Below are 24,223 nucleotides of genomic sequence, written 5' to 3'. Positions count from 1 at the left end.
AATACCGTCCGACAGCGATCCGGAAAATCGGGGTGGGGCGTTCACAAAGGAGACTCAACAGATGTCAGCTCAACTGAACCAGGTAACGACACAGATCGGCACCGACCCGGATATGCAGGAAACCAAGGAGTGGCTGGACGCGCTCGAAGCCGTTCTGGAAAATGAAGGTCCGGAACGCGCGCATTACCTGATGGAGCGCATGGTTGACCTGGCTCGCCGCCGCGGCGCCCAGATCCCGTTCTCCAGCACCACCGCCTACGTCAATACCATCCCCACCAAGCAAGAAGCACACTGTCCCGGCAACCTCGAATACGAAGAACGCCTGCGCTCGTGGATGCGCTGGAACGCCATGGCCATGGTCGTCAAGGCCAACCGTGCCGACGGCGACCTGGGCGGCCACTTGTCCTCGTTCGCTTCGCTGGCGAATATGCTGGGCATCGGTTTCAACCATTTCTGGCACGCGCCAACGGCCGACCACGGCGGCGACCTGCTGTACATCCAGGGCCACTCCTCGCCCGGCGTCTACGCGCGCGCCTTCCTCGAAGGACGTTTGACGGAAGAGCAAATGCTGAACTTCCGCAAGGAAGTCGATGGCAAGGGCCTGTCTTCGTACCCGCATCCGAAGCTGATGCCTGACTTCTGGCAGTTCCCGACCGTGTCGATGGGCCTGGGCCCGCACATGGCGATCTATCAGGCGCGCTTCCTGAAATACCTGCACGCACGCGGCATCGCCAAGACCGACAACCGCAAGGTCTGGGCCTTCTGCGGCGATGGCGAGATGGACGAGCCAGAGTCCTTGGGCGCGATCGGCCTGGCCGCACGCGACATGCTCGACAACCTGGTCATCGTGGTCAACTGCAACCTGCAGCGCCTGGACGGCCCTGTGCGCGGCAATACCAAGATCATCCAGGAGCTGGAAGGCGAATTCCGCGGCGCCGGCTGGAACGTCGTCAAGGTCATCTGGGGCCCGGGCTGGGACGCCCTGCTGGCACAGGACAAGGAAGGCATCCTGCAGCGCGTGATGATGGAAACCGTCGACGGCGAATACCAGAACTACAAGGCGAAAGATGGCGCCTACGTGCGCAAGCACTTCTTCGGCAAGCATCCGAAGCTGCTGGAAATGGTTGCCAACATGACGGACGACGACATCTGGCGCCTGACCCGTGGCGGTCACGATCCGCACAAGATCTACGCGGCATTCAAGATCGCCCAGGAACACAAGGGCCAGCCAACCGTCCTGCTGGTGAAAACCATCAAGGGCTACGGCATGGGCAAGTCCGGCGAAGCGCGCAACACGGCGCACCAGACGAAAAAACTGGACGACGAAGCCATCCGCGAAATGCGCGACCGCTTCTCGCTGCCTATCCCTGACGACAAGCTGGCCGACATCCCGTTCTTCAAGCCGGCCGACGACGCGCCGGAAATGGTCTACCTGCACGAGCGCCGCAAGGCCCTGGGCGGCTACCTGCCGCAGCGCCGCCAGAAGTCGGAAGAAACCCTGCCGGTGCCTGGCCTGGACGCCTTCAAGAACGTGCTGGAAGCGACGCCGGAAGGCCGTGAAATCTCGACCACGCAAGCGTTTGTGCGCGTCATTTCGACCCTGCTGAAAGACCCGAACCTGGGCCAGCGCGTCGTGCCTATCCTGGTCGATGAATCGCGTACCTTCGGCATGGAAGGCCTGTTCCGCCAGATCGGCATCTACAACCCGAAAGGCCAGTTGTACGAGCCAGTCGACAAAGACCAGGTCATGTACTACCGCGAAGACAAGGCTGGCCAGATCCTGCAAGAAGGCATCAACGAAGCGGGCGGCATGAGCTCGTGGATCGCCGCGGCGACGTCGTATTCGACCAACGACCGCATCATGATCCCGTTCTACACCTTCTACTCGATGTTCGGCTTCCAGCGCATCGGCGACCAGGTGTGGGCTTCGGCCGACATGCGCGCCCGTGGCTTCCTGATGGGCGGCACGGCTGGCCGTACGACCCTGAACGGCGAAGGCTTGCAGCACGAAGATGGCCACAGCCATATCTTCGCCGCGACCATCCCGACCTGCATGCCGTACGATCCGACCTTCAGCCATGAAGTCGCCGTCATCATCCAGGACGGCCTGCGCCGCATGATCGCCAACCAGGAAGATGTGTTCTACTACATCACGATCATGAACGAAAACTACGCCCAGCCAGGCATCAAGCCAGGCCAGGAAGAAGGCATCCTGAAAGGCATGTACAAGCTGCAGGAAGGCCAGGCTGACGCCAAGCTGCGCGTACAGCTGATCGGTTGCGGCACCATCCTGCGCGAATCGATCTTCGCCGCCGAATTGCTGCAAAACGACTGGGGCGTGGCTGCGGACGTGTGGTCGGCGCCGTCGCTGACCCTGGTGGCCCGCGATGGCCAGGATGCGGAACGCTGGAACATGGTCAACCCGTCGAAAGAGCAGCGCGTGCCGTACGTGACGTCGCTGATGCAGGACACGGACGGCCCGATCGTCGCCACGACCGACTACATGCGCGCGTTTGCAGAACAGATCCGCGCCTTCATGCCGAAGGGCCGCACTTATAAAGTGCTGGGCACCGATGGCTTTGGCCGCTCGGACAGCCGCGCCAAGCTGCGCGAGTTCTTCGAAGTGAACCGTTATTATGTCACCGTGGCCGCGCTCAAATCGCTGGCTGACGAAGGCAAGATCGACGTGTCGGTGGTGGAGCAGGCGATCGCCAAGTACGGCATCGACGCGAACAAACCGAATCCGGTGACCCAGTAATCGTTGTGCGGACCCGATGATGCCAGGGCGGTGCGAAAGTGCCGCCCTGGCGTGTGTGCGGGTCCATCTGACAAATAAAATAACGGAGCAAGCTATGAGCATTGTGGAAGTCAAAGTCCCGGATATCGGCGATTTCAAGGAAGTCGAGATCATTGAACTGATGGTCAAGCCAGGCGACACGGTCAAGGTTGACCAGTCCCTGATCACGGTCGAATCGGACAAGGCCAGCATGGAAATTCCATCGAGCCACGCCGGTGTCGTCAAGGAATTGAAAGTCAACGTGGGCGACAAGATCGCCGAAGGTTCGCTGGTCCTGCTGCTGGAAGTGGCGGATGACGCCTCGGCGCCAGCGCCTGCCGCTGCCGCTCCGGCACCGGCTGCTGAAGCTGCACCAGCCGCGGCTCCTGCGGCCGCGCCAGCACCTGCCGCTGCCGGCGCGCCTGCGCTGGTGGAAGTGACCGTGCCCGATATCGGCGACTTCAAGGAAGTCGAAGTCATCGAACTGATGGTCAAGGTGGGCGACAGCATCAAGGTCGACCAGTCGCTGCTGACGGTCGAATCGGACAAGGCCAGCATGGAAATTCCATCGAGCCATGCCGGTGTCGTCAAGGAATTGAAAGTCAAGGTCGGCGACAAGGTTGCCAAGGGTTCGCTGGTACTGGTCGTGGAAACGACGGGCGGCGCTGCTCCTGCCGCTGCTGTACCTGCACCTGCCGCGCAAGCTGCCGCGCAAGCTGCCGCCGCACCAGCGGCCGCCGTCGCTTCGGCGCCGGTGGCTGCCGCCGCACCTGCCGCCGCACCTGCTGCCGCACCAGCTCCCGCCGCCGCGCCTGCCGCAAATGGCAAGCTGGCGCACGCGTCGCCATCGATCCGCAAGTTCGCGCGCGAACTGGGCGTGGACCTGGCCCGCGTGGGCGGTTCCGGTCCGAAGGGCCGCATCACCCAGGAAGACGTGCAGAACTTCGTCAAGGGCGTGATGTCGGGCGCCGTCGCCGCGCCAAATGCGCCGGCCGCTGCCAAAGGCGGTTCGGGCGTGGGTCTGGACCTGCTGCCATGGCCGTCGCTGGACTTCAGCAAATTCGGCACGACCGAATTGCTGCCGCTGTCGCGCATCAAGAAAATCTCGGGTCCGAACCTGCACCGCAACTGGGTCATGATCCCGCACGTCACGCAGTTCGACGAAGCGGACGTGACGGACCTGGAAGCGTTCCGCGTCGATACCAACGCGGCCAATGCGAAGAACAAGGATGCGGCCAAGCTGACCATGCTGGCCTTCGTCATCAAGGCGTCCGTCGCCGCGCTGAAGAAATTCCCCGCGTTTAACGCTTCGCTCGACGCCAAGGGCGAAAACCTGATCCTCAAGCAGTACTACAACATCGGCTTCGCGGCCGACACGCCGAATGGCCTGGTGGTACCGGTGATCAAGGGCGCGGACCAGAAGTCGGTTTCGCAGATCGCCCGCGAAATGACGGAATTGTCGCTGCAAGCACGCGAAGGCAAGCTGAAACCGGCCGACATGCAGGGCGCCAGCTTCACGATTTCGTCCCTGGGCGGCATCGGCGGCACGCACTTCACGCCTATCGTCAATGCGCCGGAAGTGGCGATCCTGGGCCTGTCGAAAGCCTCGATCAAGCCGGTATGGGATGGCAAGGCCTTCCAGCCACGCCTGATGATGGGCACCTCGCTGTCCTACGACCACCGCGTGGTCGATGGCGCGATGGGCGCGCGATTCTCCGTGTACCTCGGCGAAGTCCTGGCCGACATGCGCAAAATTCTGCTGTAAGGAGCGATTGATGAGCACAGTAGAGGTAAAAGTACCGAATATCGGCGACTTCAAGGAAGTCGAAGTCATCGAACTGATGGTCAAGGTCGGCGACACCATCAAGGTGGACCAGTCCCTGATCACGGTCGAATCGGACAAGGCCAGCATGGAGATTCCATCGACCCACGCGGGTGTCGTCAAGGAAGTCAAGGTCAAGGTAGGCGACAAGATCGCCGAAGGCAGCGCGCTGCTGGTGGTGGAAGCAGCTGAAGGTGCGGCTGCTGCCGCACCTGCGGCGGCTCCTGCACCTGCGGCAGCAGCTCCGGCGGCTGCCCCGGCGGCAGCACCGGCAGCCGTTGCCGCCATCCCGGCCGGCAATTACAGCGGCCAGGTCGACATCGATGTCGACATGATGGTATTGGGCGGCGGTCCCGGCGGCTACTCGGCGGCGTTCCGCGCGGCCGACCTGGGCATGAGCACCGTCATCGTCGAGCGCTACGCCACCCTGGGCGGCGTGTGCCTGAACGTGGGCTGCATCCCGTCCAAGGCGCTGCTGCACGTCGCTTCCGTCATCGATGAAACGGCGCACATGTCCAACACGGGCGTGACGTTTGCCAAGCCGACCATCGACATCGACCAGGTCCGCGCTTACAAGGAAGGCGTGATCAAGAACATGACGGGCGGCCTGGCCGGCATGGCCAAGGCGCGCAAGACGCAAGTCGTCACGGGCGTGGGCCAGTTCCTCTCCGCGAACCATATCGAAGTGACGGCAGGCGACGGTTCGAAAAAAGTCGTGCAGTTCAAGCAGGCCATCATCGCGGCCGGTTCGTCCGTGGTGAAGCTGCCATTCGTGCCGGAAGACCCGCGCATCGTCGATTCGACGGGCGCGCTGGAATTGCGCCAGATCCCGAAACGCATGCTGGTCATCGGCGGCGGCATCATCGGCCTGGAAATGGCGACCGTGTATTCCACCTTCGGCGCGCGCATCGACGTGGTTGAGATGATGGATGGCCTGATGCAGGGCGCGGACCGCGACGCCGTCAAGGTGTGGCAGAAGTTCAATGAGAAGCGCTTCGACAACATCATGACCAAGACCAAGACGGTGGCTGTCGAGGCGCTGCCGGAAGGCATCAAGGTCACGTTCGAAGCAGCCGAAGCGGGTGCCACGGCACCGGCGCCGCAAGTCTACGACCTGGTGCTGGTCGCCGTGGGCCGCAGTCCGAACGGCAAGAAGATTGCCGCCGACAAGGCCGGCGTGCAGGTGACAGACCGCGGTTTCATCAACGTCGACAGCCAGATGCGCACCAACGTGCCGAACATCTTCGCCATCGGCGACCTGGTGGGCCAGCCGATGCTGGCGCACAAGGCCGTGCATGAAGGCCACGTGGCAGCGGAAGCTGCTGCCGGCCAGAAGTCGCACTTCGACGTCAAGGTGATCCCGTCGGTCGCCTACACGGATCCGGAAGTGGCATGGGCCGGCATCACGGAAGACGAAGCGAAAGCCAAGGGCATCAAGGTCGAGAAGGGCCACTTCCCTTGGGCCGCTTCCGGCCGCGCCGTGGCCAATGGCCGTGCCGAAGGCTTCACCAAGCTGCTGTTCGACGCGGAAACGCACCGCATCATCGGCGGCACCATCGTCGGCACGCATGCGGGCGACATGATCGGTGAAATCGCGCTGGCCATCGAAATGGGCTGCGACGGCACCGACATCGGCAAGACCATCCACCCGCATCCAACCCTGGGCGAGTCGATCGGGATGGCTGCGGAAGTGTACGAAGGCGTGTGCACGGACTTGCCGCCGCCGCGCAAGCGCTGATAAAGAGTTAACTTTCAGTATAAAAAACCGGGACATGTTCCCGGTTTTTTTATTTCCCTTGACCTGCAGCATAGTAAAACGTGGCACAGCGGTGTCTTGTGAAAATTGGTGAGTATTGCCGTGTGGAAAAAGTGGCAGAATGGAGGTCTGTAACCATGTTTTGCTTTTGCTTCAACGGAAGCGTGTGATTTTTCCAGGAATGTTGCCAGCGTGGGATACGGTCAAGTTCCGCTGTACTGAGAGAGTTTTGCAACGATGAAAAAATTTACCGCCCTTCATATTGCCGATGTCCGTTTGCGCCGGGCCGATGAGCAAGAGCAAGCCGTGATGCTGCATGCCTTGTACCAGGATGTGGCTGCTCTCCTGGCGGCAGGCAAGAAGATCGATGCGATTTTCTTCACGGGCCAGCTGGTGGCGCTGGACGCCTGTGCCGATACAACGCCCGTGTATGTCTACGAATACTTCCTGCGCCCCTTGCTGCAGGCGGCCAGCTTGCCCGGCGCGCGTTTCTATCTGGTGCCGGGCAGCCGCGTGCAGGGTGTCGCGGCTGCGGCGCTGGGCAATGCCGGCTTCAGCTTTTTCTCCGCCGACGAGCACGCCAGCGCCGAGCAGCGCGCATACTACAAGAATATCCACGCCGTCTTCCATGGCCACCAGCATACGGGCGATGCCAGTTCGCTGATGAAGTCGCTGGGCATCCTGTTCAAGAGCAATCCCGGCAGTCTGTACAGTGCGCAGGGTCAGATGGCGGCCTTTGCCGTGCTCGAGTTTGGCACGGGCGCGGCCGATGGCGGCGCGGCTGGCACGCAGTGGACGGTGTCCCTGCGTGAGTTCGATGACGTGAGCAAGAACTTCGCCCTGTCGGTGCTGTACACGCCGAATGGCCAGGAAACGGGGCAGATGGATGCCGAGTATGTGTTTGCCACCTTGCTGCCGCAACTGGCAGGCGAGCGCGCCTATCTCGATGGCTTGCTGGGCAAGGCAGGCGCGCAGCAGCGCGTGGACGCCGGCGTGGCTGCCGATGCGCGCGAATTCCTGATCGAACTGGCGTTCGTGATGTTCGAAGCCAAGACCGTCTTCCTCAGCGAGGCGGAGCTGGAGCGTTTTGCCAGCGACTATTGTGGCGTGAAGGGCTGGAGCATGGCGGCCGGGGATTGGCTGGCGCCGCTGTATGCGCATGGCTTGCTGTTGCGGGCCGATGGCCAGGTGGCGTTTTCCTTCGATTATTTCCGCACGTATTTCCTGGCGCAGCGCTTTGAAACCTCGTTCGACCTGATGCGCTATGGCCCGGATCGCTACGATGGAAGTGAGTCTTCACTCAGTCTTGATGGCGCGTCGGCGGCCCAGCCTTTCCTGCGGGCGCTGGGCTTGAGCGATGCACGCGCCGAAGCGGCGCTGCCGGAAGATTGCAGCCGCCCTGGCTGAATTCCCCGGCCAGCCATCCCGCATCAGTCCGCCAGCGGCTGGCGCAGGGTGCCACGCAGGAACAGGTCGAGACTGACCGCCACCTTGGCGCGCAATTGCGCCACATCCGGTTGTGCCTGTGGCGGAAACAGCAGGCGCGACATCTGGTCCCCCAGCAGGCAATTGAGCAGGTGCAGCGACAGCATGGCCGCCGTCAGCTCCGCGCGAAACAGGGGCGCGATGTCGGGGCGGCTGAAAAACCGGGTCAGCATCTCGCGCGTCTGTCCCGGCCCCACCTTGTAAAACGTTTCCGCCAGTTCCGGGTGCGTGGCCGCTTCCGCCACCACCATGCGATTGAGGCGGATGGCCGCCGGCATGGTGACGAGTTGCACGAACAGCAGGCCGAATTCGCCCAGGATCGTGGGCAGGGGCCGCATATCCGTTTCCAGCGCCGGCATGGTCGAGAAGTAGGCGGCGCGGCGCAATTCCACCACGGCATTGAACAAGCCGGACTTGCCGCCAAACTTCACATAAATCGTGCGCACGGCCACATGGGCTTCGCGGGCGATCATTTCCAGGCTGACCTTTCCATACCCCTTTTCCAGAAACAGGCAGCCGGCCGTGTGCAGCAGGTTTTCCATGCGCGCTTCCATGTCGGCCGCGCGCGGGCGGCCGGCAGGCTTGCCGCAGCAGGAAAGCTCCTGGGCGTCGTCGGATTCTTTGTCGGTAGGCACGGTGTCGCTGAGGCCGGGATCGGACATGGTCTGGGTCTCTTTATAAGGTGGAAGGTAAGTGATGGCTCACACTGTAGTGCAAATTAAAATGAAATGCAATCGTTTCATTTCTTGACTTTGGCTTTTCTTTGCCCAATAATGAACATACATCATTTCATTTCCGGAGCAAGTATGTCCAACCAGCCAGGCCAGGCAGAGCACAAGGTGCTGAGTGCCGTCCCACCCGCGGCCCCTGCCGCACCTTCCGCGCCCGCCGCTTCCGCCAGCTCCGCACCACCTAACAATCGCGTGAAAATCATCGCCGGCCTGATCGTCCTGGTCGCCCTGGGCGCTGGTGCCCGCATGTGGTACCGCAGCCACTATTTCGTGGAAACGGAAAACGCCTACGTGGCCGGCCACGTGCATCCCGTCTCGGCGCGCATTTCCGGCGTCGTCACCAAGGTCTTCATCGACGACAATCAAATGGTGAAAGAGGGCGACGTGATCGCCGAACTCGACCCGTTCGACCAGCGCGTGAAAACCGAGCAGATCGCCGCGCAGATCGCCAGCGCCGAGCAGCAAGTGCTGCAGGCCGATGCGCAGATCGCGCAAGTGCAGGCGCAAGCCAGCGGCGCCCAGGCGCAAGTGGCGCAAGCGGATGCGCAACTGCTGCGCGCAAAACAGGATGCGGACCGTTATGGCCAGCTGTACACAAGCCAGATGAAAGCCGTATCGAAAGCGGAACTCGACGCGGCCAACGCGGCCCGCTCGAGCGCCGTGGCCGACCTGGCCGCCCGCCGCGACAGCGCTTCGGCCGCCAAGGCGCAGATTGGCGCGGCGCAAGCTGCGCGCGACGTGGCCAAGGCACAAGTGGCCGTGCTGCGCGTGCAATTGAAGGACGCGGAACAACAGCTGCAATACAACCGCATCCTGGCCCCCGTCGCCGGCCGTATCGGCAAGCGCAACGTGGAAACGGGCATGCGCGTGCAGCCGGGCCAGCAACTGACGGCCATCGTGCAGGACAACGTCTGGGTCACCGCCAACTTCAAGGAAACGCAGCTGGCCGACCTGCACCGAGGCCAGAGCGTGCACGTGACCATCGACGCCATGCCGGGCAAGAAACTGGTGGGTACCGTGGACAGTTTCGCGCCTGCCTCGGGCGCGCAATTCGCCCTGCTGCCGGCCGATAACGCCACCGGCAACTTCACCAAGATCGTCCAGCGCGTGCCCGTGAAAATCGTCTTCCAGCCGGAAGACATCAAGGCCATGAATGGCCGCCTGGTGCCGGGCATGTCGGTGATCGCCGAAGTGGAAGTGAATCAGCCTGAAACGCAGCCGGCTGCGCGCCACGCCGCCGCTCCCGTTTCAGCCGCACAGTCCACCACCCGCTAAACTTCCATGAGCAGCCCCTCCACCACGCTGGCGAAGCCGCCAGCGTTTCCCGTGATCGACGAAAAAGTCTCCGGGCGCACCTGGCTGGCGGTCGCCGCCGGCATGCTGGGCGCCTTCATGGCGGTGCTCGACATCCAGATCACCAACTCCTCGCTCAAGGATATCCTTGGCTCGCTGTCGGCCACCCAGGAAGAGGGCTCGTGGATTTCCACGGCCTACCTGGTGGCGGAAATCATCGTCATTCCCCTCACCGCGCTGCTGGCGCGCGTGTTCGGACTGCGTACCTACATGATCGGCACCACCGCTTTCTTCCTGCTGTTCTCCACCCTGTGCGGGGCGGCCTGGAACCTGGAAAGCATGATCGTCTTCCGCATGCTGCAGGGGTTCACCGGCGGCGCCCTGATTCCGATGGCGTTTACCCTGGTGATGCTCAAGCTGCCGCCATCGAAGCGCGCCGTCGGCATGGCCATCTTTGGCTTGACGGCGACCCTGGCGCCGGCCATGGGACCGACCCTGGGCGGATACCTCTCCGAGCTGTATGGCTGGCCATCGATCTTCTACATCAACTGGGTGCCCGGCGTGCTGCTGATCGTCGGCATGATCTATGGCCTGGACAAGGAGCCGCTGCAACTGAAGCTGTTCTGGAAGGCCGACTGGCTGGGCATCTTCTTCATGGCCCTGGGCCTCGGTTGCCTGACCATCTTCCTGGAAGAGGGCAATTCGAAGGACTGGTTCGACTCGGGTTTCATCATCGCCTTTGCCGCGCTGGCCCTGACGGGCATCCTGGGCTGGGTCGTCACCAGCGCCACGCGCGCCGAACCGTTCGTCAACCTGGCCCTGTACGGCCAGCGCAATTTCCTGGTCGCCACCGTGCTGTCGGCCGTGACGGGCATGGGCCTGTATGGCTCGGCCTTTTTGCTGCCGCTGTTCCTGGGCCAGATCGCCGGCTACTCGCCGATGCAGATCGGTGAAGTCATCATGTGGGTGGGCTTGCCGCAGCTGTTCATCATGCCCTTCGTCGCCAAGCTGTCGTCGACGGTGGATAACCGCATCCTGTGTTCGATCGGCCTGCTGCTGTTTGGCGGCTCGTGCATGATGAATGCCTACATGGACGCTTCCACCGGCTACGACCAGCTGCTGTGGTCGCAGGTGGTGCGCGCGCTGGGCCAGCCCTTCGTCATGCTGACCCTGTCGAACTTCGCCATGAAGGGCATCGCGCCGAAGGACATGGCATCCGCTTCGAGCCTGTTCAACATGACGCGCAACCTCGGCGGCTCGATCGGCATCGCCCTGCTGGCCACGGCCCTGAGCACCCGCGAGCACTTCCATTCGCAGCGCCTGGGTGAAGCGATCAATGCCTATTCCAGTGCCACGCAGCTGCGCATCGACCAGCTGACGTCCTCGTTCATGGCCAAGGGCTATGACGCCGTCACGGCCGGCAACCAGGCCTTGCAGGCGATCGATGGCATCGTGCGCCGCGAAGCGTATGTGATGGCCTATAACGACGGCTTCTTCCTGATCGGCGCCATCCTGCTGGCCTGCATCGTGCCCCTGTGGCTGGCCGACAAACTCAAAGCCCCCGGTGGCGGTGGCGGCGGTCATTGACCGCGTACGCAAACACCTCAAGAACAAGAAGGTACACATCATGAACACAGTTATGACCAAAATCGCCGCAGCCGCCTCGCTGGCCGTGCTGCTTGCCGCCTGCGGCACCGTGGGCCAGGATTTCAAGGCGCCCGCCAATCTGGCCGGCATCGACACGGCCACGTTCCGCCATGGCGCGGGTAGCGCGGACGCCGCGCAATTGCCGGCCGAATGGTGGAACGTGTTCGGCGACGACACCCTGAACCGGCTGGAACAAGCCGCGCTGCGCGACAACCCGAGCGTGAAAGCGGCCGGCGAACGCCTGTTGCAGGCGCTGGCGCAAAGCGGCACGGCGCGTGCGAACCAGGGGCCCAGCGTGAACGTCAGCACGGGCATCTCGAACTCGCGCACCTCGGCCAATACCTCGCAGGGCCTGGCCCTGGGCAACCGCTCCATCAGCGGCAACAATTTTTCCGTGGGTGGCACGCTGTCGTACGAAGTCGACTTGCTGGGGCGTGTCAAGCGCATGGTCGAAGCGGCCGATTCGCAGGCGCTGGCGGCGCAGGCCGACCGCGACGGCGTGCTGCTGATGCTGTCGGCGCAAGTGGCCAGCAACTACTGGCAGCTGCGCGGCCTCGATGCGGAAATGGCGATCCTGAATGGTGCGCTTGATACGCGCCGCGAATCGGCGCAGCTGGTCGAGGCGCGCTTCAACGCGGGCCTGACGAATGAGCTGGACCTGGCGCGCGCGAAAGTCGAACTGTCGAACGCGCAGGCCGACCTGCATGAAGTCAAGCGCCAGCGCAACCAGCTGGAAAACAGCCTGGCCACCCTGACGGGCAAGCCGCCGTCGGCGCTGCAATTGCCGGTCGCCGCCGATCCATCCATCTTGCCGCTGCCGCCAGGTATCCCTGTCGGCCTGCCTGCCAGCCTGCTGGCGCACCGTCCTGACCTGGTTTCCAGCGTGGCGGGCCTGCGCGCGGCGAATGCGCAAGTAGGCGTGGCCGAAGGCGCGTTTTATCCGACGCTGCAATTGACGGGCAATTTCGGCTACGCCTCTGAAAAGCTGCGCGACCTGGCGCAGGGCGGTTCGCGCCAGTTCAGCTTTGGTCCGCTGGCCCTGTCCCTGCCGATCTTCGACGGTGGCCGCAACCAGGCCAACCTGGACTTGAGCAAGGCGCGCTATGCGGAAGCCGTGGCGAACCATGAAACCAAGCTGCTGACGGCCTTGCGCGAAGTGGAAGATGCGCTGTCCGACGTGGAGCAGCGCCAGTTGCAGGGCGACGCCCAGGCCCTGTCGCAGGCAGCGGCGGCGCGCGCCTACCTGGTGGCGCGCACGCGCTACGAGCGCGGCATCTCGACCTACCTGGACGTGACGGACGCGCAGCGCAGTTCGCTGGCCGCGGACCGCGCCGCCGCGCAGATCAAGACCCAGCGCCTGCTGGCGACCGTCGCCGTGGCCCGCTCTTTAGGTGCCGGCTGGCAGCCGGACGGCGAGCTGGCCAAGCTGGCGTCGGCGCCCGCCGCAAAGGTGAACTAAGCTTCCCGGTTACGTGAGCGTGGCCGGAGGCGGTGTCGCCGCCGGCCCGTAGCGTTCCAGCAGAAAATCGATGAAGGTCGTCAGTTTCGGCGTGGGCTGGCGGTCGCGCGCATACACGAGGTGCATGGGGCGCGGCGCCGGCACGTAGTCGGCCAGCAGCGGCACCAGCCTGCCGGCGGCGATATCGCCGGCCATCAGGATTTCCGCCTGCATGACGATGCCGAAGCCGTGCAGGGCCGCTACGCGCAGCGCCTGCCCATTGTTCGAGCGGAAGCGGCTCTCGCGCACGGGGCTGCCGTCGTCGTCGCCGCTCCTGGCCAGGCGCCAGCGCACATGCCGCGTCCATTGCATGAAGTCCAGGCATTCGTGGCGCGCCAGATCGGCCGGCGTGCGCGGTGTGCCGTGTCTGGCCAGGTAGGCGGGCGCGGCGCAGATCACCATCGCATACGGCCGCAGCGCGCGCGCCACCATGGCGGAATCTTCCAGCTTGCCGATGCGGATGGCCGCATCGAATCCTTCTTCCACCAGGTCCACCGTCCTGTCGTTCAGGTTCAATTCCAGGCTCACTTCCGGATACGCATCGAGGTAGTCGGCCAGCAGCGGCGCGATGCACTCGCTGCCGAAGGACACGGGCGCCGTGATCTTCAGCTTGCCGCGCGGCGCCGTGCGCATGGCTTCCGCGCCCCGTTCGGCCGCATGGATGCTGGCCAAAATCTGGCGGCACTGCTCCACATACTGCTGGCCGATTTCCGTCAGGCTTTGCCGCCGCGTGGTGCGCGCCAGCAGCCGCGTGCCCAGCCGCTCTTCCAGGTATTTGATGTGCTTGCCCACCATCACGGGCGAGATCCGGAACGCCTCGGCGGCGGCCGTGAAACTGCCCGCATCGACGACGGCGACAAAAATCTCCATGCTGCGCAATTTATCCATGGCGCCTTGATTGCAAACTTTGGGTTGGTAATCTTGTAAATTCTAGCGTATTTATTCCTTTTTGTAAGCGGCGCATACTGGCTCCATCGTTCAACCCACACAAGGAAGCAGCATGAAAATCGTCATCATCGGCGCCAGCGGCACCATCGGCACGGCCGTCGCCGCCCAACTGGCGCAACGCCATGAAATCATCGAAGTGGGCAGCCGCAGCGGCACGCACCAGGCCGACATGGGCGACATCGCGCAAGTGCGCGCCCTGTTCAAGCGCATCGGCAAGGTCGATGCCGTCGTCGTCACGGCCGGCAAGCTGCATTTCGGCCCCCTGGCCGAATTCACGCCCGAGCAGTTCCAGCTGGGCCTGGACAGCAAGCTGATGGGCCAGGTCAACGTGGCGCTGGTGGCGCAGGAATACCTGAACGACGGCGGCTCGATCACCCTCACGAGCGGCATCGTGGCTGAGCAGCCGATCCGCTTCGGCACGGCCGCCACCATGACCAACGCGGCCGTGGAAGGTTTCGTGCGGGGCGCCGCCATCGAGTTGCAGCGCGGCGTGCGCATCAATGTCGTCAGCCCCACGGTGCTGGAGGAGTCGCTGGAGTCGTATGGCCCCTTCTTCTACGGCTTCGAACCGGTCGCCGCCAGCCGCGTGGCGCTCGCTTACAGCCGCAGCGTGGAAGGGGCGCAGACGGGGCAGGTGTACAAGGTCTGGTAAGCCGCTTGCCATGCCATGGGGCAGGTGGGACAATCGCAGGCTGAACAAGGAAGCGGCCGCGCCGTGATGGTGCGGGGCGCTTGCTTGCTGTGAACCACACACCGAGGCCCCATGAAAAACATCCTGATTCCCCTGCTGATGGCCGCCGCCGTCGGCAGCGCCTGCGCCGCAACGCAAGCGGCCGCACCAGCCACCCCGGCCACCGCGCAACAACTGACCAGCATGAGCGCCCGCTATGCGCCCGTCGCGCTGACGGCCGATGTCACGCACCTGTCCGCAGGCGACCGCCAGGCGATCGCCAAGCTGGTCGAAGCGGCCAAGCTGGTCGACGTGCTGCAGCTGCGCCAGCGCTGGTCCGGCAATGAAGCGCTGTGGGCGGCCCTGAAGAAAGACAAGTCGGCCCTGGGCCAGGCCCGTTTGAACTATTTCTGGATCAACAAGGGGCCATGGTCGGTGCTTGACGCCCATGCCTCGTTCATGCCTGCCAGCTATGCGGGCATCGCCATTCCCGCGCACAAGCCGGAAGCGGGCAATTTCTATCCGCAGGGCGCCACCAAGGCCAGCCTGGAAACGTGGATGAACGGCTTGCCGGCGGACGACAAGCAGCAGGCGCAATGGTTCTTCACGACGATTCGCGCGGGCAAGGACGGCAAATACCACACAGTAAAATATTCGGATGAATACAAGGTGGAACTGAAGCAATTGGCCAAGCTGCTCGACGAGGCGGCGGCCGCCACGGACAATGCATCCCTGAAGAAATTCCTGACCTTGCGCGCCAAGGCTTTCCTCGACAACGACTATCTGCCGTCCGACTTCGCCTGGATGGACCTCGATTCGCCCGTCGACATCACCATCGGCCCGTACGAGACGTATAACGACGAGCTGTTCGGCTACAAGGCCGCGTTCGAAGCTTACGTGAACATCCGCGACCAGGCGGAAACGCAAAAGCTCAATTTCTTCGCCAGGCACATGCAGGAGCTGGAAGACAACCTGCCGCTCGACGCCCGGTACCGCAACCCGAAAGTGGGCGCGCTGGCGCCGATGGTGGTGGTCAACCAGGTATATGGCGCCGGTGACGGCAACATGGCCGTGCAGACGGCCGCCTACAACTTGCCGAACGACGAGCGCATCATCAGCGCGCGCGGCTCCAAGCGCGTGATGTTGAAGAATGTGCAGGAGGCCAAGTTCAAGGCCACCCTGACGCCGATCTCGAAACTGGTGCTCACGCCCGAAGCGCAGCGGGATGTGGATTTCAATTCCTTCTTCACGCACATCCTCGCGCATGAAATCATGCACGGCCTGGGTCCGCATGCGACCGTGGTCGACGGCAAGCCATCGACGCCGCGCCAGGACTTGAAGGAAGCCTATTCGACCATCGAGGAAGCCAAGGCCGACATCACGGGATTGTTCGCGCTGCGCTACATGATGGACAAGGGGCAACTGAACGACACCCTGGGCCAGGGCGAGGCGGCCGAGCGCAAGCTGTACAACACTTTCCTTGCCTCCGGTTTCCGCACCCTGCATTTCGGCTTGACGGATTCGCATGCGCGCGGCATGGCTATCCAGATGAATTACATCCTCGACAAGGGCGGCTTTGTGTCACTGGGCGACGGCAAGTTCGGCGTCGATTTTGGCAAGATCAAACAGGCCGTGATCGACCTGGACCGCGAATTCCTGACCATCGAGGCGACGGGCGACTATGCGCGCGCGAAAGACCTGATGACCAAGTACGTGGTGATCCGCCCCGAAGTGCAGGTGGCGCTCGACAAGATGAAGGCCGTGCCTAACGATATCCGCCCGGAATTCGTCACGGCCCGCGCGCTGGACAAGGCGGCGAAGAAATAAGCTGACCTTGATTATTATCAGTGTGAAAAGCCGGTGCCTCTGCGCCGGTTTTTTTTGGCTATGTCACCGTCAGATGTGGGAATGCTCCCAGCGTTGCTTTCAATAACGTTTCTGGTGAACGGATGCGCCTGGCGTCGAGTACCCAGCGCCATCCCAGGTAGTTCGGCAGGTAGCGCGTCGCCACGCCGTGAAAGGGACCCAGCCATTGCCGCAAGCGGCTGTGATACGCATTGACGTTCTGTACGTGGGCGGCACCCTGCACACGGATGCCGGCGCGCAAGTTGACGGCCTGGTGGCTGATGCCCGCCTCCCTGGCAAACGCCCGGTAGGCGGCATGGCCATCCGTTACCAGCAGAACATCCTTGTCGATGATGGGCAACAAATAACGGTGCAGCTGCGCCTTCGTCAACGCCCCTTTGCCCGTGACGAAATCGAGGGTCTGGCCTGTGCGGTCGCGCGCCACCAGGATACAGACCTGTTCATTGGAAATGCCGCGTTGGCGGGCACGTCCGCCTCGGCGGCGGGCCGGACGCGTCATCTGCCTGGATCCCTTTTCCGATTCCAGTACATACAGCTCATCGGCCTCGGCAATGCCATGCAGACCGTGCGGCCGGTCCGTCCTGGCTACGCTGAGAAAGCGGTGGCGCCAGCGAAAAGTGGTGTTGCGGTGCAACCCCAGCTGCTGAGCGGCCTGGCGCACCGATCTGGACTCCAGCAGGCAATCGGCATAATCGAGCCACAGCGCCTTGTGGCGCAAGCGGGCCAGCGGCGTGCCCGTCAAGGCATTGAATGTGCGCCCGCAAGGCACGCAGCGGTAGCGTTGCAGGCTGTGCGCATGGCCATGCCGGTGCAGGCGAGACGAGTGGCAGGCGGGACAGGCCAAGCGCGGCTGCGCCACACTTTCCAGCAGCGCGATAGTCGTGTCGGGTGGCGCGTCGCCACGCAGCAGGAGCATTCCTGCTTGCCGCTGGCGCCGGTTCAATCGCGCAAACTGCGCGATAAAGCTGATCCATTCGGCTGCCTGCATGAGCTGCTCCCTGGATGGTGACTATGCAGAGTCAGACAACACAGTCCAGGAAAGATTCCGGCAGTTCCCCTATTTACCGGTGACAGAGCCGTTTTTTTTCGTCTTTATTTATGAAAAGTTGCCAGTTTTTCCTTGTGGAAATATTTTCGCCGCTTACCCTGCAGCGGTATATCCTCTTTTTCCCGCCGATCCCATGCCAAATCCGCTCTTGCTGATGAGCTTGCTCATCGTTTTGTCTCCTGTGTCCGCCGTGGCTGCCGCCAAGCTCACCGACCTGGAAACCCGCTGGCTGCAGGCGGGCCAAGCCGTCATCGCGTTTGCGCGTGCGCAAGGCTTGCCCATCGATATCATTGTGCAGCCGCAGGAGGCGCCCGGCGCCGTGCCGCTGGCGCTGGGCTACGCGGCAGGGCGCTGCAAGCTGGTGCTGTCCTTGCGCGGCAATGCGCAGGCGGACAGTGTCCTGCAAGGCGTGCCACCCACGCGCCACGGCCTGATGATGGAAGCGATGACGGCGCATGAGATCGGCCACTGCCAGCGCTATGCGCAGGGCGACTGGCATGCCTTGCCACGCGGCTTTGTCGAGCCGCGCAGCATGCGCCGGGGCAAGTTGACACCGCTGGCGCAGGAGCTGCGCGAGACGCGCCGCGAAGAGGGCTATGCGGATCTGGTAGCCCTGGCGTGGATGCATGGACGCCACCCCGGGCAGTATCAGGATGTGCTGGCCTGGATGCGCGGCGTGCGCGCGGCTGGCGATGGCGCAAGTGGTTCGCACGCCACGCAAGCCTGGCTGGCGCTGGCCGCTGGCGCGGATGCATTTGATGAGTCCGTTTCACCATTTGAACAGGCGCAAGTATTGTGGCGGAAGGGCTTGAGCGGCGACAAATAAACATGCTTTTTTACGCGGATGGCCTGTCAGCGTGTGCTGTCGCACGGAGCTTTGCGCGCGGCAGGGGTCTAATCTGGGCATCAATTAACCAGAGAGGAACCATCATGAACAAAATGATCGCACTCATGCTGGCCGCCAGTGCCAGCGCCCTGCTTGCCGCCACGCCCGCGTATGCGCAGGATGCCTCGTACAAGAGTTTGACGGACAAGGCATCGGCCGACTACAAGCAGGCCAAGGCCGCCTGCGACGCCCACAGCGGCAACGCGAAAAAAGTCTGCGTGGAGGAAGCCAGGGTGGCGCGCGCCAAGGCCGATTCGGACGCCGTGGCGCAATACCGCAACACGCCGCGCGAACTGGGCAAGGCCCGCAGGGATGTCGCCAATGCCGAGTATGACCTGGCCAAGGCCAAGTGCGGCGATCGCACGGGGGCCGATAAAACCACGTGCATGACCGATGCCAAGGCGGCGAAAACGGCGGCGCTGGCTGACGCGAAAACGGGCGCCAGGGCCGGCACCAATGTGGCGCAAAATCCGCCCGCCACGACGAAGGAAAATTGCGATGCCATGGATGCGACGGCCAAGGCCGCCTGCGTGACGCGCAATGCGGCCGGCAGCACCAAGACGGCCGTGGCCGACTCTGTCATCACGACGAAAATCAAGGCTGACCTCGTCAAGGACAACGACTTGAAAGCACTCGATGTGCACGTGGAAACGGTCAACGGCGTCGTCATGCTCAGCGGCTTCGTGCCTTCGCAGGCGCAAGTGAAAAAAGCCGCCGACCTGGCCCGTGGCGTGGAAGGCGTGACGGATGTGAAGAATGGCTTGAAGGTGAAGTAAGCCGCATTCTGTCGATGCGTTAAAGCCGGGACTGGAGCCGCACGCAGCAGTGTGGCTCCAGTTTTTTTTGATTGTATAAATTACGATCATAATATAACATGGGGAGAATCCAGTCGGCTAATACTGACCGGCATTCACTTTTTCTCATGAGGACGGCATGCTTTCCCTATCTTTTTCGCAATGGCTGGAGCGGCGCGGCGTGCACTTTGCCTGGGTCATCGTCGCCATTACTTTCCTCACCGCCTTGACGTCGTCGGCCGCGCTGGGTTTGCCGGGCGCGCTGATGCAGCCCTTGAGCCGCGAGTTCGGCTGGGATGCCGAGCAGATTTCCTCGGCCCTGGCCGTGCGCTTCGTGCTGTTCGGCCTGATGGGGCCGTTTGCCGCCATCCTGATGGAGCGTTTCGGCTTGCGCAATGTCATCTGCGTGGCTCTGGGCCTGATCGCAGCGGGCATGCTGCTGGCCACGCGCATGACGCAGTTCTGGCACCTGGTCGCCCTGTGGGGCATCCTGCTGGGTCTCGGTTCGGGCATGACGGCGCTGGTCTTGAGCGCCGTGGTGGCGAACCGCTGGTTCGAGACGCACCGTGGCCTGGTGGTAGGCGTGCTGACGGCCAGCTCGGCCACGGGCCAGCTGCTGTTCCTGCCCGTGGGCGCCTGGCTGATCGAGCACTACGGCTGGCGCACGGCCGTCATGCCCGTGTTTGCCGCCTGCGCCATCGTCGCCGTGCTGGCCTTCCTGTGCATGCGCAACCGCCCGCAGGACGTGGCCTTGCGTCCCTACGGCGCCGACCCGGCCACGCCTCTGGTGGCGGCGCCGGCGGCAACAATGACGTTTGCCACGCCGTTCATGATCCTGCGCAGCGTGGCGGCGAACCGCACCTTCTGGATATTGTTCGGCACGTTTTTCATCTGCGGCCTCAGCACGAATGGCTTGATCCAGACGCATTTCATTTCCCTGTGCGGCGACTCGGGCCTGTCAGCCGTGCCGGCCGCATCCGTGCTGGCCATGATGGGCGCGTTCGACCTGTTCGGCACCATCCTGTCCGGCTGGCTGTCGGACCGCTATGACAACCGCAAGCTGCTGTTCTGGTATTACGGCTTGCGTGGCTTGTCGCTGTTCTGGCTGCCGTATTCGGAATTCACCTTGTACGGCCTGTCCCTGTTCGCCATGTTCTACGGCCTGGACTGGATCGCCACCGTGCCGCCGACCGTGAAGCTGGTGGGGGCCACGTTTGGCCGGGAGCGGGCGGGTATGGTCTTCGGCTGGATCTTCGCCGGCCACCAGCTTGGCGCCGCCGTGGCCGCCTACGGCGCAGGCCGCATCCGCACCCTGATGCTGACCTACAATCCTGCCCTGTTCGCGGCCGGTGCCGCCTGCCTCGTCGCCGCGCTGCTGGTGCTGGCGATCCAGCGACAGAAGGCGGCCGTGGCCTCTGCCCAGCCCGCATGAAAAAAGCCAGGCCCGCGTGAGCGGAGCCTGGCTTTTTCATTTTTCAAGTTTTCAAGAACGCCTCAGAACACGTTCAGGGCAAGGCGCATTGCCGAAGGCAGTACGAATAGTACGACTAGGCAATGCAACGCCGCCATGGACTGTTCTGTGGTGTTCTTATTTTAAGTATTTGGCCAGCCAGCCCTCGACTTCGCTGTAGAAGAAGCGGCTGTTCTCTCCCTTCAAGATCCAGTGGTTTTCGTCCGGGAAGACCAGCAATTTCGCCGGCACGTTCAGGCGCTGTTGCACGGCAAAGTTCATCAAGGCATTGTTGGCCGGCACGCGGTAGTCGAGCTCGCCCACGGTGATCAGGATGGGGGTCGTGAAACCCGTGCCTTTTTCGTGGTTGCCCGCTTGCATGATTGGGCTTTGCTCGCGCCACACGGGCAGGTTCGACCAGACGGGGCCGCCTGCATTGGTTTCACGGCCGAAACCGCCATCGCTGGTACCCCATTGCATGATCAGGTCCATTTCGCCCGCGTGCGAGACGATGGCCTTGTAGCGCGTGGTGGTCGCTTGCAGCCAGTTGGCCAGGTGGCCGCCATAGCTGGCGCCGCCGGCAGCCAGTTTCGTGCTGTCGATAAATGGATATTTCTTGATGGCTTCATCGACGCCCTGGTTGACTTCATCGCCAGGGCCCTTCAGCGGATCGAACTGGATAGCCCGCGAGAATTCCTCGCCATAGCCGGTGGAACCCTTGTAGTCCGTCAGCAGCACGACATAGCCGGGCTTGGCCAGCAAATGATAGTTCCAGCGCAGCACGAACTGGTCGCGCCACATGCTGGCCGCGCCGCCGTGGATGACGGTAAACAGCGGGTATTTCTTGTTCGGGTTAAAGTTGGCCGGTTTGACGAGCATATTGTGGATCTGGCGGCCATCGGCCGTGGTGAACCAGAAGTGCTCGGGCGCCTGCCAGTCGATTTTACTTGCCTTGTCCGTGTTGAAGGTCGTCAGGCGCTTCGGCTGCTTGCCGTTGAAGGCGTAGATTTCCGGCGGGTTGATGGCGGATTCCCACACGCCCACCAGGGCCTTGCCGCCGCTGCTCAGCGAGTTGATGGTACCCGTCGGCAAGGATGGTTCCTCGCGCACGTCGCCACCCCTGGCGTCGATCGAGTACAGCTTTTCCAGGCCAGCATGTTCATAGCTGAAGATGACGCGCTTGCCGCCTTCCGGCAGCACAAAGCGCGAAATCGAGCGGTCCAGCTTGGCCGTCAGGATGGTCGGCGCAGGGTTGCTCATCGGCCAGGCGAAGCTGGCCAGGCGTTTCACGTCATACACTTTGCCCGGCGTTTGCGCGTCGCTGAGCGCGAACAGCGTCTTGCCGTCGGCCGCGAATTTCAGGGAACCGTAGCTGTGTTTATCCTGCGTCAAACGCTGCGCTTCACCGCCCGCCAAGGGCAGCAAGTAAAGCTGGGAGTAGACGGCTTCGCGCTGGGCCGCATCGCGGTTGGTGGCCGCGTTGAAGACGACGGCCTTGCCGTCCGGCGTCCAGACGGCATCCAGCGATTGTCCCTCGTCGCCCTGGCCGCCGCCAAAGCCCGGCAGGGTGACCAGTTGCGTGCCCGACAGGATGTCGCGCGGGGTTGCCGCGGCGTCGGCGTCGACGATGAACAGCCGCACCTGCTTGTCGGTCAGCCACTTGTCGAAATAGCGGGGCGCCGTCGTTTCATACGAACGGGCGCTGTATTTGCGCTCCTTGCGCTCTTTCGCGCTTTGCTTGACGTCGGCTTCCGTCTTGTTGCCTGGATAGATATCGCTGATGAACAGCAATTGCTTGCCGTCCGGGCTCCATTTCGGCATGCGCGCGCCCAGGGTGAGCGAGGTCAGGCGCTGCGCTTCGCCGCCAGCGGCCACGTCGAGGCGATAGATCTGTCCCGCTTCATCGCCGTCGCGCTTGGCAACGAAGACCAGCTGGCGGCTGTCCGGCGACCAGGCCACGGCGCTTTCGCCGCCCTTGGACGAGGTCAGGCGGCGCGCAGGGCTGTCGTCAAGCAGCGACTTGATCCACAGGTCCGACGATTGGTCTTGGCTAGAGTAGGCGCTGTCGACCACGGAAAACACGGCCCACTTGCCGTCCGGGCTGGCGACAGGGGCGCCCACCCGTTTCATCAGCCACACGTCTTCATGCGTGATGGCGTGCCTGGCATTGGTTTGCGTGGCGGCAACTGGGGTGGTGGCCTTGGTATCGGCGGCGTGGACGGTCGTTGCCAGCGAGGCGCAGGCCGCTGCGATCAGCAGGGAGCCGAGGGAACGGCGAAGACGGGGTGAGGTCATGGGCGTGGTCCGGTAGTGAAAAAAGTACAGCGGGCAACATTATTGCCCATGGTTTCCTGCACTGCCAAGGCTGTGTACCGTTACTTACCACGTGGGACGGCCACGTATCGGGCGGGCGCGCCATGGCTGATCAGTTAAACTTGTTCTTTTACTGATGCTACCTGTGGCCGGCCATGAAAATTAGTCTACCCTTATTGAAAACGATATTGCTGGGCGCGAGCTGCCTGCTGGCTGCCCCGGTTTTTGCCGCGGCGCCCGCACCGTACCCGAATACCAGCGCCATGGGCGTGGGTCACGCGGAAAGCACAGCCTGGTATGCGGGTTGCCTGAAGGTCAAGGATGCGGCGCCGCCGCCGGCCGACCTGCCGGCGCCGTCCGCCGTGGCATCGCTGCAGCAGTGCCAGGCAACAGACCTGTATTACGATACCAAGAGTATGTCCTCGCCCAAGCCGGCGGACTGGCGTCCTGCGCGTCATTGCGCCATGGCCACGCAGAACAGCGCTGTCCTGATGATGCTGTACCAGAATGGGCAGGGCGTGCAGAAAGACCCGTTGCTGGCGCTGAAGTACGCGTGCAGCATCGATGCGGCGCCGGCCGAGATGCAAGGGCGCATCGAACACTTGCAGAAGATCAATGCCAGCGGACGCGGCATGATCGATTTGTGCGACGACATCACCAGCGGCTACATGATGGGCGTGTGCAGCGCCATCGATGCGCGCCAGAAACAACGCGTGCGCACGCAGGCGACAGGCAAAGCCAGCGCAAGCATGCCTGCCGCGGCGCAAGCGTCGCTGCAAAAACTGCAGGCGGCGGCAAGCAAGTTTGCCGATGCGCGCGCGGCCAATGAAACGGATTTGAGCGGCACGGCCCGCGCCGCTTTGAGCATCGCCGCCCGCACGGCCGAGCTTGATCTGCTGGCGCACGATCTGCGCGAGTACGAAGCGGGCAAGCTGCCGGCCAGCATGTCCAAGGAACAGGCGGCGGCGCTCGACAATGAACTCAACGCCATCTACGGCAAGCTCATGAAGAAGCCGGCGCAAACTCATGCGGGCGCCGTGCGCACGGATGGCATCCGCGCCACCCAACGCCTGTGGCTGGCATACCGCGATGCGTGGATGAACTTTGGCGCAGTGCGTTACCCGTCCGTGACGAGCGACAGTTGGGCTGGCCTGCTGACATCGCGGCGCAATGTGCAACTGCACGACTTGCTGGAGAATTGAAGCATGCGGGAAGCGTACTACCACGAAGATGATTTTTG

17 protein-coding genes are annotated in these 24,223 nt (G+C 63.1%); 13 read left to right on the top strand and 4 right to left on the bottom strand.

From position 1 onward, the window contains the following. The first annotated feature begins 61 nt into the window (after positions 1 to 61). From aceE to CSQ91_RS15500, 4 genes are all read left to right on the top strand, one after another. The gene (gene aceE / locus CSQ91_RS15515) at positions 62 to 2,758 is read left to right on the top strand and encodes a pyruvate dehydrogenase (acetyl-transferring), homodimeric type (RefSeq protein ID WP_034786560.1); all 2,697 of its coding nucleotides are present in this window, start codon (positions 62 to 64) and stop codon (positions 2,756 to 2,758) included. A gap of 94 nt (positions 2,759 to 2,852) precedes the next feature. Then, a complete protein-coding gene (aceF, locus tag CSQ91_RS15510) occupies positions 2,853 to 4,541 on the top strand; it encodes a dihydrolipoyllysine-residue acetyltransferase (protein ID WP_099388873.1) in 1,689 nt (562 codons plus the stop codon). A gap of 10 nt (positions 4,542 to 4,551) precedes the next feature. Further along, entirely contained in the window at positions 4,552 to 6,336 is a 1,785-nt protein-coding gene (lpdA, locus tag CSQ91_RS15505; RefSeq protein ID WP_070281363.1) for a dihydrolipoyl dehydrogenase, read from the top strand. A gap of 255 nt (positions 6,337 to 6,591) precedes the next feature. Beyond that, on the top strand, positions 6,592 to 7,761 hold the full coding sequence (locus tag CSQ91_RS15500; protein WP_099388872.1) for a hypothetical protein: 1,170 nt from the start codon (positions 6,592 to 6,594) through the stop codon (positions 7,759 to 7,761). A 23-nt stretch (positions 7,762 to 7,784) separates the two neighbouring features. Here the strand turns inward: CSQ91_RS15500 and CSQ91_RS15495 are convergent, their stop codons facing one another. After that, positions 7,785 to 8,501, bottom strand: a complete 717-nt coding sequence (locus tag CSQ91_RS15495; RefSeq protein ID WP_099388871.1) for a TetR/AcrR family transcriptional regulator — start codon at positions 8,499 to 8,501, stop codon at positions 7,785 to 7,787. Between the two features lie 144 nt (positions 8,502 to 8,645). Between CSQ91_RS15495 and CSQ91_RS15490 the strand changes: the two genes are divergently transcribed. From CSQ91_RS15490 to CSQ91_RS15480, 3 genes are read left to right on the top strand one after another with little or no spacing between them, the layout of a single operon-like run. After that, on the top strand, positions 8,646 to 9,845 hold the full coding sequence (locus CSQ91_RS15490; protein WP_099388870.1) for an HlyD family secretion protein: 1,200 nt from the start codon (positions 8,646 to 8,648) through the stop codon (positions 9,843 to 9,845). A 6-nt stretch (positions 9,846 to 9,851) separates the two neighbouring features. Further along, positions 9,852 to 11,450: a DHA2 family efflux MFS transporter permease subunit gene (locus CSQ91_RS15485; RefSeq protein WP_034786566.1), complete on the top strand. Its 1,599-nt coding sequence runs from the start codon at positions 9,852 to 9,854 to the stop codon at positions 11,448 to 11,450. 40 nt (positions 11,451 to 11,490) lie between these two features. Next, a complete protein-coding gene (locus CSQ91_RS15480) occupies positions 11,491 to 12,969 on the top strand; it encodes an efflux transporter outer membrane subunit (RefSeq protein ID WP_230520729.1) in 1,479 nt (492 codons plus the stop codon). 9 nt (positions 12,970 to 12,978) lie between these two features. On the opposite strand, the gene CSQ91_RS15475 is transcribed toward CSQ91_RS15480, so the two are convergent. Then, on the bottom strand, positions 12,979 to 13,896 hold the full coding sequence (locus tag CSQ91_RS15475) for a LysR family transcriptional regulator (protein WP_034786568.1): 918 nt from the start codon (positions 13,894 to 13,896) through the stop codon (positions 12,979 to 12,981). A 112-nt stretch (positions 13,897 to 14,008) separates the two neighbouring features. Here CSQ91_RS15475 and CSQ91_RS15470 point away from each other — a divergent pair, with 112 nt between their 5' ends. Next, positions 14,009 to 14,608: a short chain dehydrogenase gene (locus CSQ91_RS15470; protein WP_099388869.1), complete on the top strand. Its 600-nt coding sequence runs from the start codon at positions 14,009 to 14,011 to the stop codon at positions 14,606 to 14,608. 111 nt (positions 14,609 to 14,719) lie between these two features. Continuing rightward, the gene (locus CSQ91_RS15465; protein WP_099388868.1) at positions 14,720 to 16,453 is read left to right on the top strand and encodes a dipeptidyl-peptidase 3 family protein; all 1,734 of its coding nucleotides are present in this window, start codon (positions 14,720 to 14,722) and stop codon (positions 16,451 to 16,453) included. Between the two features lie 58 nt (positions 16,454 to 16,511). On the opposite strand, the gene CSQ91_RS15460 is transcribed toward CSQ91_RS15465, so the two are convergent. Further along, a complete protein-coding gene (locus tag CSQ91_RS15460; RefSeq protein WP_099388867.1) occupies positions 16,512 to 17,480 on the bottom strand; it encodes an IS1595 family transposase in 969 nt (322 codons plus the stop codon). 193 nt (positions 17,481 to 17,673) lie between these two features. On the opposite strand from CSQ91_RS15460, the gene CSQ91_RS15455 reads away from it, so the two are divergent. The 3 genes from CSQ91_RS15455 to CSQ91_RS15445 all read left to right on the top strand — a co-directional run bounded on the left by CSQ91_RS15455 (position 17,674) and on the right by CSQ91_RS15445 (position 20,652). Further along, positions 17,674 to 18,366: a hypothetical protein gene (locus CSQ91_RS15455; protein WP_099388866.1), complete on the top strand. Its 693-nt coding sequence runs from the start codon at positions 17,674 to 17,676 to the stop codon at positions 18,364 to 18,366. A 104-nt stretch (positions 18,367 to 18,470) separates the two neighbouring features. After that, the gene (locus CSQ91_RS15450) at positions 18,471 to 19,202 is read left to right on the top strand and encodes a BON domain-containing protein (RefSeq protein ID WP_099388865.1); all 732 of its coding nucleotides are present in this window, start codon (positions 18,471 to 18,473) and stop codon (positions 19,200 to 19,202) included. A 157-nt stretch (positions 19,203 to 19,359) separates the two neighbouring features. Continuing rightward, positions 19,360 to 20,652 (top strand): MFS transporter, encoded by a 1,293-nt coding sequence (locus CSQ91_RS15445; protein WP_034786573.1) that lies wholly within the window; start codon positions 19,360 to 19,362, stop codon positions 20,650 to 20,652. A gap of 156 nt (positions 20,653 to 20,808) precedes the next feature. On the opposite strand, the gene CSQ91_RS15440 is transcribed toward CSQ91_RS15445, so the two are convergent. Then, positions 20,809 to 22,965 (bottom strand): dipeptidyl-peptidase 5, encoded by a 2,157-nt coding sequence (locus tag CSQ91_RS15440; protein ID WP_099388864.1) that lies wholly within the window; start codon positions 22,963 to 22,965, stop codon positions 20,809 to 20,811. Positions 22,966 to 23,138: 173 nt separating this feature from the next. On the opposite strand from CSQ91_RS15440, the gene CSQ91_RS15435 reads away from it, so the two are divergent. Further along, positions 23,139 to 24,185, top strand: coding sequence for a lysozyme inhibitor LprI family protein (locus tag CSQ91_RS15435; protein ID WP_099388863.1), 1,047 nt, complete (start codon positions 23,139 to 23,141; stop codon positions 24,183 to 24,185). Positions 24,186 to 24,223: the final 38 nt, after the last annotated feature.

This window comes from Janthinobacterium sp. BJB301 (genome assembly GCF_002735685.1).
Lineage (GTDB): Bacteria > Pseudomonadota > Gammaproteobacteria > Burkholderiales > Burkholderiaceae_D > Janthinobacterium > Janthinobacterium lividum.
This window is presented reverse-complemented; position numbering and strand designations above follow the sequence as displayed.

Excerpts from the sequence above, each read along its gene's own strand:
- lpdA (WP_070281363.1), top strand. The coding sequence starts at position 4,552 with ATGAGCACAGTAGAGGTAAAAGTACCGAATATCGGCGACTTCAAGGAA.
- aceF (WP_099388873.1), top strand. The coding sequence starts at position 2,853 with ATGAGCATTGTGGAAGTCAAAGTCCCGGATATCGGCGATTTCAAGGAA.
- CSQ91_RS15455 (WP_099388866.1), top strand. The coding sequence starts at position 17,674 with ATGCCAAATCCGCTCTTGCTGATGAGCTTGCTCATCGTTTTGTCTCCT.
- CSQ91_RS15495 (WP_099388871.1), bottom strand. The coding sequence starts at position 8,501 with ATGTCCGATCCCGGCCTCAGCGACACCGTGCCTACCGACAAAGAATCC.
- aceE (WP_034786560.1), top strand. The coding sequence starts at position 62 with ATGTCAGCTCAACTGAACCAGGTAACGACACAGATCGGCACCGACCCG.
- CSQ91_RS15490 (WP_099388870.1), top strand. The coding sequence starts at position 8,646 with ATGTCCAACCAGCCAGGCCAGGCAGAGCACAAGGTGCTGAGTGCCGTC.
- CSQ91_RS15450 (WP_099388865.1), top strand. The coding sequence starts at position 18,471 with ATGAACAAAATGATCGCACTCATGCTGGCCGCCAGTGCCAGCGCCCTG.
- CSQ91_RS15460 (WP_099388867.1), bottom strand. The coding sequence starts at position 17,480 with ATGCAGGCAGCCGAATGGATCAGCTTTATCGCGCAGTTTGCGCGATTG.
- CSQ91_RS15470 (WP_099388869.1), top strand. The coding sequence starts at position 14,009 with ATGAAAATCGTCATCATCGGCGCCAGCGGCACCATCGGCACGGCCGTC.
- CSQ91_RS15440 (WP_099388864.1), bottom strand. The coding sequence starts at position 22,965 with ATGACCTCACCCCGTCTTCGCCGTTCCCTCGGCTCCCTGCTGATCGCA.
- CSQ91_RS15475 (WP_034786568.1), bottom strand. The coding sequence starts at position 13,896 with ATGGATAAATTGCGCAGCATGGAGATTTTTGTCGCCGTCGTCGATGCG.
- CSQ91_RS15480 (WP_230520729.1), top strand. The coding sequence starts at position 11,491 with ATGAACACAGTTATGACCAAAATCGCCGCAGCCGCCTCGCTGGCCGTG.
- CSQ91_RS15435 (WP_099388863.1), top strand. The coding sequence starts at position 23,139 with ATGAAAATTAGTCTACCCTTATTGAAAACGATATTGCTGGGCGCGAGC.
- CSQ91_RS15485 (WP_034786566.1), top strand. The coding sequence starts at position 9,852 with ATGAGCAGCCCCTCCACCACGCTGGCGAAGCCGCCAGCGTTTCCCGTG.
- CSQ91_RS15500 (WP_099388872.1), top strand. The coding sequence starts at position 6,592 with ATGAAAAAATTTACCGCCCTTCATATTGCCGATGTCCGTTTGCGCCGG.
- CSQ91_RS15465 (WP_099388868.1), top strand. The coding sequence starts at position 14,720 with ATGAAAAACATCCTGATTCCCCTGCTGATGGCCGCCGCCGTCGGCAGC.
- CSQ91_RS15445 (WP_034786573.1), top strand. The coding sequence starts at position 19,360 with ATGCTTTCCCTATCTTTTTCGCAATGGCTGGAGCGGCGCGGCGTGCAC.